At 57.4% G+C, this 13,419-nt stretch carries 8 protein-coding genes; 4 read left to right on the forward strand and 4 right to left on the reverse strand.

Annotated elements, in window-relative coordinates:
- Window positions 1–579 precede the first annotated feature (579 nt).
- Both recB and recC read right to left on the reverse strand, forming a co-directional pair.
- Window positions 580–4,092, reverse strand: coding sequence for an exodeoxyribonuclease V subunit beta (gene recB, locus NP603_RS00325; RefSeq protein ID WP_256608922.1), 3,513 nt, complete (start codon window positions 4,090–4,092; stop codon window positions 580–582).
- Complete coding sequence (gene recC, locus NP603_RS00330; RefSeq protein ID WP_256608923.1) at window positions 4,082–7,183, reverse strand: exodeoxyribonuclease V subunit gamma; 3,102 nt, start codon at window positions 7,181–7,183, stop codon at window positions 4,082–4,084. The genes recB and recC overlap by 11 nt, the downstream gene beginning before the upstream one ends.
- A 79-nt stretch (window positions 7,184–7,262) precedes the next feature.
- Here recC and NP603_RS00335 point away from each other — a divergent pair, with 79 nt between their 5' ends.
- Genes NP603_RS00335 through NP603_RS00345 form a run of 3 tightly spaced genes read left to right on the forward strand, consistent with a single transcriptional unit; the run spans window position 7,263 to window position 9,216 of the window.
- Window positions 7,263–7,853 (forward strand): DUF4124 domain-containing protein, encoded by a 591-nt coding sequence (locus tag NP603_RS00335; protein WP_256608924.1) that lies wholly within the window; start codon window positions 7,263–7,265, stop codon window positions 7,851–7,853.
- The gene (locus tag NP603_RS00340) at window positions 7,850–8,683 is read left to right on the forward strand and encodes an SDR family oxidoreductase (protein WP_256608925.1); all 834 of its coding nucleotides are present in this window, start codon (window positions 7,850–7,852) and stop codon (window positions 8,681–8,683) included. Before NP603_RS00335 ends, NP603_RS00340 begins: the two co-directional genes overlap by 4 nt.
- Before the next feature lie 56 nt (window positions 8,684–8,739).
- On the forward strand, window positions 8,740–9,216 hold the full coding sequence (locus NP603_RS00345; RefSeq protein ID WP_256608926.1) for a hypothetical protein: 477 nt from the start codon (window positions 8,740–8,742) through the stop codon (window positions 9,214–9,216).
- A 75-nt stretch (window positions 9,217–9,291) separates the two neighbouring features.
- On the opposite strand, the gene NP603_RS00350 is transcribed toward NP603_RS00345, so the two are convergent.
- A complete protein-coding gene (locus NP603_RS00350; protein WP_256608927.1) occupies window positions 9,292–10,101 on the reverse strand; it encodes a 5'-methylthioadenosine/S-adenosylhomocysteine nucleosidase family protein in 810 nt (269 codons plus the stop codon).
- 109 nt (window positions 10,102–10,210) lie between these two features.
- Between NP603_RS00350 and NP603_RS00355 the strand changes: the two genes are divergently transcribed.
- On the forward strand, window positions 10,211–10,657 hold the full coding sequence (locus tag NP603_RS00355) for an Rsd/AlgQ family anti-sigma factor (RefSeq protein WP_256608928.1): 447 nt from the start codon (window positions 10,211–10,213) through the stop codon (window positions 10,655–10,657).
- Between the two features lie 24 nt (window positions 10,658–10,681).
- Here the strand turns inward: NP603_RS00355 and NP603_RS00360 are convergent, their stop codons facing one another.
- A complete protein-coding gene (locus NP603_RS00360) occupies window positions 10,682–13,318 on the reverse strand; it encodes a UPF0182 family protein (RefSeq protein ID WP_256608929.1) in 2,637 nt (878 codons plus the stop codon).
- Window positions 13,319–13,419 lie beyond the last annotated feature (101 nt).

A 13,419-nucleotide genomic window follows, 5' to 3' on the forward strand; every position in this document is an offset into this window, starting at 1 on the left:
CTTGAGGCCGTAGCGGATCGAATCCGAGCGGCGTATGCCTTCCTGTCTGTGCTGCCCGCTAAAGCGCCGATCCGGGCGCAATTGCCGGCCGGGATGCGTTACGGTCACTGCGGTCGAAAGTGCAGATTGCGTGCCAGTTGCATGCAGACCGGACAGAGGGGACGGAAAACCGCACGGCTGCCGCCGCCGAGCCGTTGCAAAGCCCAGCGGCATTGCGTTGCAGATAGGCAAACAAAGCGTTGGATGGAGAGTTGCGTTGGCGGTCGCCGGATGCGGCGGGAGGCCGCGGCGGCAGCCACGGGAAACAAGCGGGAATCCAAAACCGGCGATATAACCCAATTGCAAACTAAATCGCTGCCGATAAGTAATTGTAAGAAAACGACTTTATTTTCGATGGCGGCAAATCCCGATATCGGCTTCGGCGATTTAACATATTTCGGCAGCGGGTCGGCGGCATGAGATCGTACCGCGGAGGGACATTCGCGGCGGGTTAACGGCGGGTGGAACTGAAGACGCTAACGCGGCCGCCAGGCTCCGCACGGCGGCGATGCCGCCCTCTTCGCAGAGGAAGCAGGCTATTTAGGCCCGAAAAAAGACCTCGGCCAGCTCGGCGAGCCGGTCTGGTTCCGGGCGGTCGGCGAACACGCCGCTTGCCGGCCGCTCGGGATCCATGCCGCGTACGAACAAGTATTTGACGCCGCCGAAATGACGGGCGTAATCGTAATCCGGCAGGCGTTGGCTCAGGTATGCGTGCAATACCAGACTGTACAGCCAATATTGCAGGCCGTAATTGTGTTCGCGCATGGCCTGCAGCAGGCTGGCCTGGCTATAGTCCGCCAAGGCGTTGGTTTTGTAATCCATCACAAAGTAGCGGCCGCCGTAACAACAGACCAGATCGATGAAGCCGGTCAGATAGCCGCTGATTTGTTTGGCGTCCAGCGCCTGGTAGGCCGGACAGGCGGCCAGGATCCGGTTGATGCGGGCGGTATCCACCCGGCCCGGCATCGACAGGTAAAACGGCATTTCCTTGATGCACTGCGCCGGCTCCAGATTTTTCAGGCAAAACCCCGAATCTTCGCTGAGCGGTGTGGCCGTTACCCGGTACAGCACCTCGCTCAAAATTTGCGGTTGCGCCAACTGCAGACCGTAGCGCAGGCAGGCTTGGGCGCTGGCGCGGCCGATGTCGCAGCGCGCGGCCAAGTCGGCAAACGCCACGGTCTCCAGCAGGCTGTGGATCACGTTGCCGGTGTGGGCGCCGCGCGGCAGGGCTTCATCGCCGGCCGGTTGGCCGTGGCTTTCTTCGGCTTTATCCGCCGGCAGTTCCGGCGTCTGCTCCAGGCTCAGCGCCGCCAACGCGGTGTAGCTGCTCATTTGCCAGATGCTGTGCAGACTGCGGGTTTTAACGCGGTGCGCCAACGCCAGGTCGGCAGCACGACGGTCGGCTGGCAATTCAGCCAGCTCGCCGGCCGCTTCGGCCGGTAGCAGGCGGTACTCGAATAAATCCGGTTCGCCGCTTGCCAGCTGTTGCAGCACCTGCTGCTGGCCGGCGAAATCGCAGTCGGCGAATTCGAATAAATAGGCCATCGCCGAATCGTTGGCCCGCTCCTTGGTGCGGACGTCGGCCCAATTCAGATAACAACGGTACTTGGCGCGAGTCAACGCGACGTAAAACAAACGCAGGTCCTCGGCCAATTCTTCGAACAAGGCTTGTTCGCGGCGTTCGGCGAATTGTGCCGAACCCAGGTCGGCGACCATCGTCCCTTGTTCGTGGCATTGCACCAAAGCGGTTTCGGTTTTCAGCCGGTCGCTGCGCCGCCATAGATCGGGACAGAACACCAGCGGGTACTCCAGGCCTTTGGAACTGTGCAGCGTGACGATCTTGACCGCGTCCTCGTCGCTTTCCAGCCGCAATTGGCGGTCTTCGCTACTGTCTTGCGCCGCTTGCTGAATCGCCCTCCGCAGCCAGTCCAGCGTCTTGTTGATCGCCAGATGCTCGTCGATCGCCGCTTGCTGCAGCCGCTCGGCTAAATGGTGGATATTGGTCAGCACCCGTTCGGCTTGAGGTTGCGCCGACAGGTGTTGTTCGATCCGTTCCCGCCGCAGCAGTTGCTGCAGCGTCGCCAGCACGCCCTGGTTGCGCCAGCATTGCAGATAGTCCTGAAAGCGCGACACCCAAGCGTCCAGCTCCGCCTCGTCCTGGCTCAGCCGATACAATTGCTGGCCGTCCAATCCGAACCACGGCGTGACCAAAGCCTGCTTCAACAGATCGATTTGGCCGGCGCCGGCTACGGCCCGCAGCACGTGGTACAACTCGCAAGCTTGGGCGGAGGCGAATACCGACTGCTTGCTGTTCAATACTGCCGGTATGCCGGCTGCCAGCAACGCCTGTTGATAGGCGGCGGCAGCGGCATTACTCCGCACCAGAATCGCGATGTCGCTGGCTTGCACCGGCCGTTCCGCACCGTGCTTTTCGGCGATGCGGCCGGCCGCCAGTAGCCGGCTGATTTCGGCGACGACGGCGTGCTCGATCAGCGCCGAGACTTCGCCGGAACTGCCTTTGCGCGCGGTCCAATGCTCCTGCTTGCCGGGATTTTTATCGAGCTGCCACAGGACCAGCGGCGCGCCGGCGATACTGCCGTCGCCGGGCTGGCGCCCGGCCATGACCGGCGTGAAATCCAATTGATCGAACAAAAACGGTTTTTGCCGACGGAACAAACGGTTCACCGCCTGTACCAGATGCGGATGCGAGCGCCAATTGTGCAGCAACGTGTAATGCCGGTCGGCGCGTTGTTGGGCGGCGAAGTAGGAAAAAATATCGGCGCCGCGGAATTTGTAAATCGCCTGCTTCGGATCGCCTATTAGATATAAATAATGTTCCGTGCTGGCGAATACGCCGGAAAAGATCCGCCATTGCTTGGCGTCGGTGTCCTGAAATTCGTCGATCAACGCCGCGCGGAAGCGCACGCGCAATTCCGCCGCCAGCAAGGCGCCGTTGTCGCCGTCCAGCGCCGCCGCCAAGCGGGTGATCAGGTCGTCGAAGGACAACACGTTCTCCCGCAACAGGCGCCGGTCCAATTCCGAACGCAAGCTGGCCAGCAACGCGGCGCGAAATGCGACCGGCAACCGCCGCACCGCATCGGCCAGAGCCTCGAACGGCGCGCAATCGATCTCCAGACTGGCCAAATACTGCTGCTTCTGCTCCTCGGCCGGCAGCGGCTTGTTCTTGCTGCTGCGGAATTTGATGCCGTTCAGGCCGGCCAGCAGCGTGGCCTGGTTCAGACAGTCGAAATCCGGCAAATCCTGCTCCGGGTCTTGCAACCACTCTGCCAGGGCTTGCAGCCGTTGCGGCAAACCGGTGGCAAAGCTTGCGCTAAAGTAGCCGGCTTCTAGCGCATCGATCAAGGTTTCCGCTACCGTCGGCAATTGCGCAGCGGCGGCCGCGCGCAAGGCCGGCAGCGCCGCCAAATCGGCGTCCAAGTTGGTATCCAGCGGGTAGGTGTTTTGCTGCAGATCGATGCGCAGCACGCTTGCCAGCAAGGCGTCCGGGGTGGGATGGGCGCGCAGCAGCAATGCGGCTTGCCAGGCCGGGCGTTGGTAGATTTGCCGGCGCCAGAAGTCGTCGGCACACTGCAACTTCAATTCGGCAACGTCGCCGCTCAGTTCGCAATCGAACAACTGGCCGCTTTCCAGCGCGTGTTCGGCCAGCACCCGCTGGCAGAAACCGTGGATGGTGAAGATCGCCGCCTGGTCGATATCGAGCAGCGCCAGCTCCAAACGTTGGCGAATGCTGGCACTATCCAGCGTCAAACCTGCCAGCCAAGCGGTAATCGCCGGATCGTCGCCCTGCGCCGGATTCAGTAGAATTTGCCGGGCTTCGCTCAGGCGGGCGCGGATGCGGTCCTTCAGTTCTTCGCTGGCGGCTTTGGTGAAGGTCACCACCAGCAGTTGCTTGATGTCGAGCTGGCATTCGACCACAAAGCGCAGCACCAGCATCGCAATGGTGTAAGTCTTGCCGGTACCGGCACTGGCTTCGATCAGATTGATGCCGGCTTCCAGCTCGCCGCGAGTGGCGTCGAAGGCCTTACTCTGCATGCGCCGCCCTCCAGGCCGGTTCCAGCCAATCCCGGCAGAACCCGCTAAATGCATCGCCGAGCAAATCGCTCAAGTCACGGTAGGCGAACAGTTGGCCAATTTCCGCTTCGTAACCCTGTTCGATGGCGTCGGCCAGGCGTTTGGCCGCTGTCGCCAGCGCCGTTTCCGGGTCGTTATGACGCACGAAATCCAGCGCCGCTTCGGTAAAAAACGCGTCGGGCCGGATTTGGCCGCTCCGGAAAATCGCCAGTAATTGCGGCAACGCGTCGTCGGGTTCGGCTTTGGCCGGAAAACGTAAGTCCGCATCGACGCATACCAAGTGGGTGGCTTGCGGCGCGATGCGGTTGGCGATCAAATGCTGCAACCAGGCGCCGAAAAAATCGCGGCCTTTCAGTTTGCCGAAGCGGTAAATCAGTCCGCCGTGTTGGTGTAAACGCCCCAGTTTGCCGACCAATCGATAATCGCCGATAGCCAGATCGATAGCCTCGGGCGGTAGCGGTTCCCCCAGTTGTTTGCCGGCGATAATCGCGGCGAATTCGGCGATCGCCGGCTGGCGGCGGCGCCAGGCAATTTCGCCGGCGGCGCCGGCCGGCCACAAACCGCGGGCTTGCAATTTTGCCAGCGAAAATACTTTGCCCTGCAGTTCGGCATCGAGCCACTCCTGGGCTAACAAATAATCTTCCAGGCTGTTCAAGGCAAACGGTTCGCGCTCTTCGGCGTCGACTATTAAGCTGGGAAGCTGCAGTTCCAGGCAGTGGCGGAAAAAATAACGTTGCGGGTGGTGGAAAAACTGGCGTAAGCGGTCGATTTCGATCACGGTGTCGGTTTCGGCCGGCAATGCGCCGGACCACCAGGGCTGCGGCGCCGGTTTCTCGCCGCGCAGGCGGCGGGCGGTGTCGCAATCGTGGCGGGCGTAGCTGAACAGGTTGGGATCGTGGCCTAGGAAATAACGCTGGCTGAACGGGTGCAACGGGTGGCGAACCACGATGCCGTCCAGGCCGTAACCGTCGCGCAGTACCTCGAGCAATTCGCTGACGATAGGCGACGGCGGAATTTCGCTATTGTCGCGCAGCGATTGGCCCAGATAGGTAACGATCAATTGCCGGCGGGCGGACAGCAGTATTTCCAGAAATTGGTAGCGGTCGTCGGCGCGGCGCGAGCGGTCGCCCAAGCGCGGATGCGCCGCCAGCAGGTCGAAGGTCGGCTGGCGTTCGATTTTCGGGAATTCGCCGTCGTTCATACCCAACAAGGCGATGATCTGAAACGGGATCGACCGCATCGGCAGCATCGAGCAAAAAGTCAATTGACCGCGCAGAAAGCCGGCGCCGGATTTGGTTTCGTCCATCCGGCCTTGCAGCCAGGCGACGATGACGGCCAAAGCCAGCGGCCGGTCGTGAATCGCGGCCATCTCCGCCATTTCGGCCAGCAGCTCATTCAGCGCTTGGCGTTGCGCCGTGTCGGCGCCGGCCAACAGGCTGTCGGCGTAACGGCTCAAGCAGGTTTGCCATTCGCTCAAGGTTTTCGCGGTCGCCAACTCGTCGCCGGCCCGGAACAGCAGTTGCAGGAAGGCGTTCAGGCCGCCCAGCGCCTGCGCCGTGGAGCCTTCGATATCCGGGTAAGGCAGAATGTCGTCGACGAATTCGTCCGCGGCCAAGGCATAACCCATAAACAGCCGCTCCAGGCCGGCCTGCCAGGTATTCTGCGGCGTCGGCGGCAGGCCCTGCGCCTGCTTGGCCTCGCCGGATCGCCCCCAGCGCACGTAAAGTTCCTGCAGCCAATAGGCGATCAATTCCAGATCGGCGGTCGCCAAACCGAAGCTTGTGTGAATCAGCGGTTGCTCGAGTAAATCCATGACCGCGCGCCAGCCCAGCCGACTTTGCGACAGTTTCAGAAAACGGACGAAAGCGTCCAGCAGCGGATCGCTGATTTTCAGGCTGCGGTCGGCAACGGCATGCTGGATGTCGTCGAATACCGCGCTGATGAACGGCGCGTAGGCCTGGATGTCCGGCGCCATCACGACAATGTCGCGTAGTTCCAGATCGGGGTTGTGTTCCAGGGTTTGCAATAGCTGGTCTTTCAACACTTGCACTTCGCGCAGGCGCGAGTGGCAGGCGTGAATACCGATCGAAGCGTCGGCCGCCAGCCGGATTTGCTGCGGTACTCGGTTGGCGAGGACGTCGTTCTGCAGACATTGCAGCACGGTCTCGGGCTCAGCGGGCTCGAAGCTGCTGGGTTCGAAGGCGAATTCGGCCTGCTCCAGCAACATCTGCTGGAATTCGCGGCCTTGCTGGCCAAGCCGGACCAGTAAGGGATGGCCGTCGAAATGTTGCAATTCGGCCAACAGCCGCTTCGGCGGCAGGTCGGCCCAGTAGCCCTGGACCGGATTCAGCAAATACAGGTGGACGTCGCAATGGCGGGACAAGGCCTGCAGGTAGGTCAGCATCAGCGGCGGCAAGCTGTTGACGCCGAATACCGAAACCCGTTCCGGCAATTGCCCGGCGAACGCACCGGGTTCCGCTTGCTGTAGTTTGGCGATCGCTTGCAGCCAGTGCGCGCCGCGGTGGCGCTGGCCGATTTCGGCGACTACGGCGCGCCACAACTGGGCTTGCCAGGCTTCCGCCGGGCTACCGTACAACAGGCGCCGCGCTTGCCAGGCCTCGAGTAGGTCCGGCCGCAGCATCTGGTATTGGTCGTAGACCCGCGCCAATTGTTGCGCCAATTGGTAACGTTTAAGCTCGGCGTTTTCGCCGACTAGATATTGCCGCAAAGCCTGATACACTTCGCCGTCGAGGTCGCGCAACAAGCCTTCGAAGCGCCATAGCATCCAATGGCGGTCGAAGGCCGGGTCGTAGAGTTCGTCGTGCAGCGCCGCGGCGATTTCGGCAAAGAATTTGGCCGGGAACAGATAGCTGAAATGGCCCCAGACTTTCAGCCGCACTGCCAGTTGCTGCGACAACCAGCGTTCCATGCCCTGGCTTTGGATCAAAAATAATTCGGCGGCGAACGGCGACGATAGCGGTGCGGCCGTAACGACCGTTACCAAGTGCTCCAGCAGGTTTTCGGTTTTGTTGGAGCTGTGCAGGACGAACATCGGCGGATTGAAAAATCTGTTTACAGTAACGGCAAGCTAAGTGATAGTTTTACAGTAGCGTTTAACCGACAGGAATACAATGAAAAATCTGTTCTTTGTTTTTGCCCTGTGCTTGTCTTGCGACAGCTGGGCGGGCGTTTATAAATGCACCGATGCGAGCGGCCACACCAACTACCAGTCGTCACCGTGCACCGAGCAACATAAAGCGGTGCAAATGAATCCCAAGACCGGCAGCAGCGTCGATATCACTGCGCAGGAAAAGAAACAGGCCGAGGAAGCCGAGTTGAAGAAAATGCAATCCGAACAGGAGCGCGCGGAACAGCAGGCCAAGTTGGATCTGATCGCCCAAACCAAGCAGGCGGCTAGAGCCCAGAGCGAACAAACCCAAAACTTGATCAAGCAGAATCCTTTGCAATTTTCCGCCTTTGCCGTGCCACCGTACGATCCGGACAAATTGCCGGCGCAAATCAAGCCGTTCGAAACCCGATTGCCGGACATTGAGAAGTTTCGGCGATTGGCCGCGCAGAAGGCGTTGTCGGGCGGCGAGTGCCAGCGGGTCGAGGCCGACGAGCTCAGCGGCAAAAGCAAATTGGACCAGTTGGTGTTCTCGATCAACTGCAGCAGCGGTAAAGCCTATACCTTCAGCGAAAGCGAATTGAGCCAGCCATGACCCGAGGCAAAACCATTTTCATTACCGGTTGCTCGTCGGGCATCGGTTACAGCACCGCGCTGTATCTGAAATTGCGCGGCCACCGGGTGATCTGCTCGGCACGTAAGGCGGAGGATGTCGAACGGCTGCGTGGCGAGGGTTACGAATGTCTGCAACTGGATCTGGCCGACTCCAACAGCATTCGCGCCGCAGTTGCCGAATTGTTGGCGATGACCGGCGGCAAGCTCGATGCGTTATTCAATAACGGCGCGTTCGGCCAACCCGGCGCTGTGGAGGATCTGAGCCGGGACGTGCTGCGCAACCAGTTCGAAACCAATTTGTTCGGCGTCCACGAATTGACCAATCTGTTATTGCCGGTAATGCGCGAACAAGGCCACGGCCGGATCATTTACAACAGCTCGGTGCTCGGCTTTGTGGCGATGAAATTCCGCGGTGCCTATAACGCCAGCAAATTCGCCCTGGAAGGCTTGGTCGACACCTTGCGCCTGGAATTGCGCGGCAGCGGCGTTTACGTAGTATTGATAGAGCCTGGACCGATCGAAAGCCGATTCCGGCAGAATGCGTTTAAGCTGTACCAGCAAAACATCGACCCGGAACATAGCGTCCATCGAGAAACCTACCGGGCCATGGAAGCCCGTTTGCAAAAACAGGGCCCGGCGGCGCCGTTTACCTTGCCTGCCAGCGCGGTGGCCGAAAAAGTCGCGTTGGCGTTGGAGTCGGCGCGGCCGGGATTACGCTATCGGGTGACCGTGCCGACCCATCTATTCGCATGGCTGAAACGTCTGCTGCCGACGGCCTGGATGGATAAGTTGCTGGCCAGTGTCGAATGAGGCGAAACGCGCCGTAAAAACCCTGATTTTGGTCAATAAACTCGCTAGCAAAGCGCATGAACTATGCTATTATCCCGGCCCAACATGTGGTGGCTAAAACGGTTGGGTTAGCAGCTATATGTTCTTATAAAAATAACTGTGAGGTTCAATACATGAAAATTTTAAAAAGTGCTGTTATCGCGTTCTCTTTAGCTGCCGCTATGGGTTCTTTTTCGACTGCTGCGGTTGCCGAAGCCGGCAGAACCAGTTACAAACCTATTGATGCGATCAATGGCGTTCTGGAACGTATCAATGCTGCCGAAACTGCGATTAACAACGGCGCTGAAGACGCTGAAGTTGCAGCTCTGATCAAAAAAGCCGCTGATTTTTCAGAAGAAATCAATGCCAACGACAAAGTTGCCAGAGAGAATTCAAAAGTCAGATCGCACCTGAAAGCCGCCATCACTTCTGCTAAAGCTGCTAACTTGCAAGAGTCCAAAGAGCATTTGGCAAAAGCAAAAGCTGGTATCGAAGGTTTGAAAAAATTGCTGTAATTGCTTTGCGGCAGGGCGCCTCGGCGCCCTGTTTTTTATCCCGCCCGATCGCCCGTTTCCAGACTCCCTTTCCCGTTACAAATAAAACTGCTTTTCTGCCAATAACGCTTCCATTTGTGTGAGCAGGTCCTTTGCGTTTTTCGCGTCGATCCGGCTCAGATCGGCAGGCAGCCCGTACACCAAGTGCCAACGGTTTAATACTACTTGTAATTTTGCGGCATTGCTGGCCGTAAAATGAAACCGGTCCAAGGCTTCCCGATACGTTTGCTGGTCGGGCTGGGGCTGCGCATTTTTCAATTCAGCCAATCGCGCCAACAAGGTTTCCACCACCGAAAGGCCCGCGCCGATCCAGTCTGCCACCGCATCTTCCGTGACGTTGGTCAACGGCGACTCGGCGTTGTCGGATACGACCTTTACGCAATGGATCAATTCGCTGGAACTGAATTTGACGGCGGTCTCATAGAACGCCGATGCTTCCATATCCCGCAAAAAATCGTCGCAGTATCTCGAGTCCGCTTTCGCCAACGTGCTTAAGCCGTTTGTCGGGCAAGGCGTTGCGAATGGTAATTGCGGATAAAACCGCCGGCCGCTGTCGACGTCGACGATTCGATCGACCAGCAAGCAACTGCCCACCGGCAGATGTTTATGCCCGGCCACGCCGATATTTAACATGACGGGTTCTGCAATAGCGGGATATTGAGCCAGCGTATAAGCTACCGCCCCCGCCATCGCTACTTTGCCGATACCGCTGACCGTTAACACGAAGCGTTCGTTGCTGTAAGTTGCAAACGCCTGTTTTTGCGCTGTTTTTTTAAGGTTCCACGCCTTGATCAGCGGCCCGGCTTCGCACGGCAACGCCACGAATATGAAATTAACAGGTGCCAAATCGATCACATTTTTTGAGCGAAAATTGTTAAATTTTAATACCTTGTTGAATATTCTTGAGAAGTGACATAAATTTAGGCCACCTCATTTTTTCAAAGGGAGAGCCGTTGTGATCGAGTCTACTATCTGCCATAGCGAGAAAAACGCAAGCGCCCAGCATTGGGTTGCAACCTTATTGGAAGAACGTTCTGCAGTTTGGTCTTTATACTGCAAGATCGGCAACATGGTGCCGTTCAACGGCGACGGCAATCTGCGCTCGGTACTGTCCGAATTCTCGCAGTTGCTGATCGATTACATTTCGCTCGGGCATTTCGGTATCTACGAGCATCTATTAACCGATCGGCCGGAGCAATCTTCGGCGCTGAGCTACGCCGAGCGGATCTATCCGGCATTCGCGAAGATCACGGCGTCGGCTGTGTCGTTCAGCGATACCTATGATGAAGGCCGGCGCAAATTCAGGACCGACAATTTAGCCCAGGATTTATCGCTACTCGGCGAACACTTAGCCGAACGCATGGAGTTGGAAGACCGGCTTTGCTCCATGCTGTTGCATTGACGGTTACGGCGGGCCACCGCAGGCTTATTTGCTTTCGGTGGCGGAAATGCCCGAGGTCGGACCGTTAGCGCCCCTGATGAACTGCGCCTTCAGGTGATCGAACGCCGCCTGCAAAGTTTTATCCATCACCACTTGGTTGCCGATCGAGACGATCACCCGGGCCAACTCCGGCATTTTGGTCTTGGTCGCCAGCATGTAAATCGGCTGCACGTATAAAATCGAATTACCCATCGGTAAAATCACCATCCGCCCCTTTTTGACTTCCGAGCCCTGTTGGTTCCACAGCGTGAATTGGGCGGCGATTTCCGGATTTTGATCGATCAAAGCATTGACCTGCGACGGGCCGTTAACCTGCACGTCTTTCGGGAACTTGAAAATGGTGATGCCGGGCTTGTAACTATGGCCGCAGTTGGCTTCGTCCAAGGTACCGGCCAGGCCGACCATGCTCAGGTTATCGCGGCGGATCGGCGTCATCGGGTTGATCATGACGAATTCCTCGGTGTCGTTGCAGCGGCCGAAATCCATCGTAATGAAATAGGGTAAAACCGATTGGCCGTCCACCGTGGCGTATTGCCAAGTCTCAGCCTGTTCGTAGAACAATTCCGGCGTGTTTTGGTGGTACTTGGCGTAAATTTTCATCTGCATGAAGTACAAATCGCGCGGGTAACGCAAATGTTGCAACAGGTGGTCCGGCATCTCTTTCAGGTCTTTTAAGAGTCCGGGATAGGCTCTGCTGTATGCTTTGATGATGGGATCGTCCGGATTGGAGATGTAATAGTCCACGCTGCCGTCGTAAGCATCGACCACGACCTTGACCGAGTTGCGGATGTAATTGAACTCGTGGCTGCCGTCCAGATAATCGTCGGCGGCCGGTTTCGAGACCGGATAGTATTTCGATAGCGTGTAGGCATCCTGAATCCAGTAAAACCGGTCTTTGTCGATGACCAAATAAGGATCTTTGTCCAGGTGCAGGAACGGAGTCAGCGCGCTGATCCGTTCGTCGATATTGCGGCGCAGCAACAGCTTGCTGTCGCTGGAAATATTGGGCGAGAAAAAGATTTTTTCGTCTTTCAAGTAAAAAGCAAACAGCAGTTTTCTAAACAACGATGGGATCGGGATGCCGGTATTGCCGCGGTAATCCTTGCCTTCGTCCGGCGCTGAGCTGGATATGTCGGATACCGCCAATTTATTCGGCACAATCGCATAGCGGTATTTTTCCAGCCCGTAGTAGATATCAGGATATTTGACCGAAAAGCCGACATCGGAGGTCATGTTCAGATCGCGCAGATACCAAACGATCGGGATGCCGGCGTCTTGCGCTGCGGGAGAAACCACCGCACCGTAACCGTGAGTAAAGCGCAGATGGGCGTTTTCCCAATTTTGGGCTTCCTTCGGCATGCGCTCGATGTTGACCTCCCGCGCCGCCAGATTGACCTGTTGGTGGTGGCCGTTGATGAAATAGCGATCTTCGTCGACAGTCGGAAACACATAGTAAGGTCTTAAGCCCTGCAATTGCATGTAGCTGTCGATCAAAAATTCGCGATCCCAGACCGGAATGTTTTCGAAATGTTTGACGTTGGACCAGGCTTCGATATCTTTGGTCGCGTCTAGATTGACTTTGAAATCGACGATTTTGATGTTGTTCAGGTCGTAAGCGGCCATCGTCGCATCGATGTTGTGCAGCATCGAATCACCTTCGGTCCGGGTGAAATTAGGCTTGACGATAAACTTTTCGATCATTTCCGGAAGGGTATGCGAGCCGCTCAGCCCCCAGACCGCCAGATATCCCAACACGGCGACGACAGTCGGGGTTTTGCTGCGGTGCCGTTCCGAGAACGCGTAAAACACGATCGAGACCGCGATCGCGGCGATGAAAAATATTTGCAGCCAAAGCAACGGTAACTGGTAGTGCAATTCGACAAAACCGGGGCCGAAAAACACCGGTTCGTTCTGGTCGGAATATAGCAACGAAAACCGCTCGAGCAGAAAGCCCCAGATCACGAACAGCACGACAAAGCCGAACAGAACCGCCAGATGGATTTTGGCGCCAACCGGAAACTCCTTGCTCTGGTTCGGAACGAATACATGCTCCAGCCAATACAATACGCCGGTTGCCAACAATACCAGCGCGGCCGTGGTCAGCAATTCCTTTTGAATCAGCATGTAAATCGGATAGGAAAACATGTAAAAACTTACATCGTTGCCGTACACCGGGTCGCTGATCCCGGCGGCTTCGCCGAAGAAGAACAATAGAGCCTGCTCCCACTGCAGGTAAAACGGAATTGCGATGATGATGCCCAATACCAGCGATATCGGTGTGTAGATTCTCGCCGATCCGGTCATGAATATGTCGGCAAAACGCTGGAAATTACGGCGCTTGCCGTCGTCTATCAAGATTTCGTCGGGGGGATTCAAGCCCAGGTAACGGGATGCAATCCAGAAATGGAACAGGAAGACCGCGAAGAAGAATGCGGTAACCGCGCCGGAGAAGATAAAGCGGTAGAGCAGTTTCAACCAAAAGTAAGTTTCGAATTCCAACGAGCGGAACCACCACAAGTCGACGAAAAAATCGAGAAACACGAAGTAGAATGCCACGTACAAAACGACAGCTACTACCAGGGTTGCCGCCATCAGCGCCGGCAACAGTTTCCAGTTACGCATAATGTCCTCTTTTCTTGGGTTTCCGATTGGCCGCCGTGGCCCCGGCCGGATTGAATTTGGCCCGGTTGGGGCGATTGCGTATCGATCGCCGAGCATTCTAA

It is taken from the genome of Methylomonas aurea, assembly GCF_024505045.1.
Classification (GTDB): Bacteria; Pseudomonadota; Gammaproteobacteria; order Methylococcales; family Methylomonadaceae; genus Methylomonas; species Methylomonas aurea.

Bases quoted from the DNA above. Each gene is read 5' to 3' on its own strand.
- NP603_RS00360 (WP_256608929.1), bottom strand. From the start codon at position 13,318: ATGCGTAACTGGAAACTGTTGCCGGCGCTGATGGCGGCAACCCTGGTA.
- NP603_RS00340 (WP_256608925.1), top strand. From the start codon at position 7,850: ATGACCCGAGGCAAAACCATTTTCATTACCGGTTGCTCGTCGGGCATC.
- recB (WP_256608922.1), bottom strand. From the start codon at position 4,092: ATGCAGAGTAAGGCCTTCGACGCCACTCGCGGCGAGCTGGAAGCCGGC.
- NP603_RS00345 (WP_256608926.1), top strand. From the start codon at position 8,740: ATGAACTATGCTATTATCCCGGCCCAACATGTGGTGGCTAAAACGGTT.
- recC (WP_256608923.1), bottom strand. From the start codon at position 7,183: ATGTTCGTCCTGCACAGCTCCAACAAAACCGAAAACCTGCTGGAGCAC.
- NP603_RS00335 (WP_256608924.1), top strand. From the start codon at position 7,263: ATGAAAAATCTGTTCTTTGTTTTTGCCCTGTGCTTGTCTTGCGACAGC.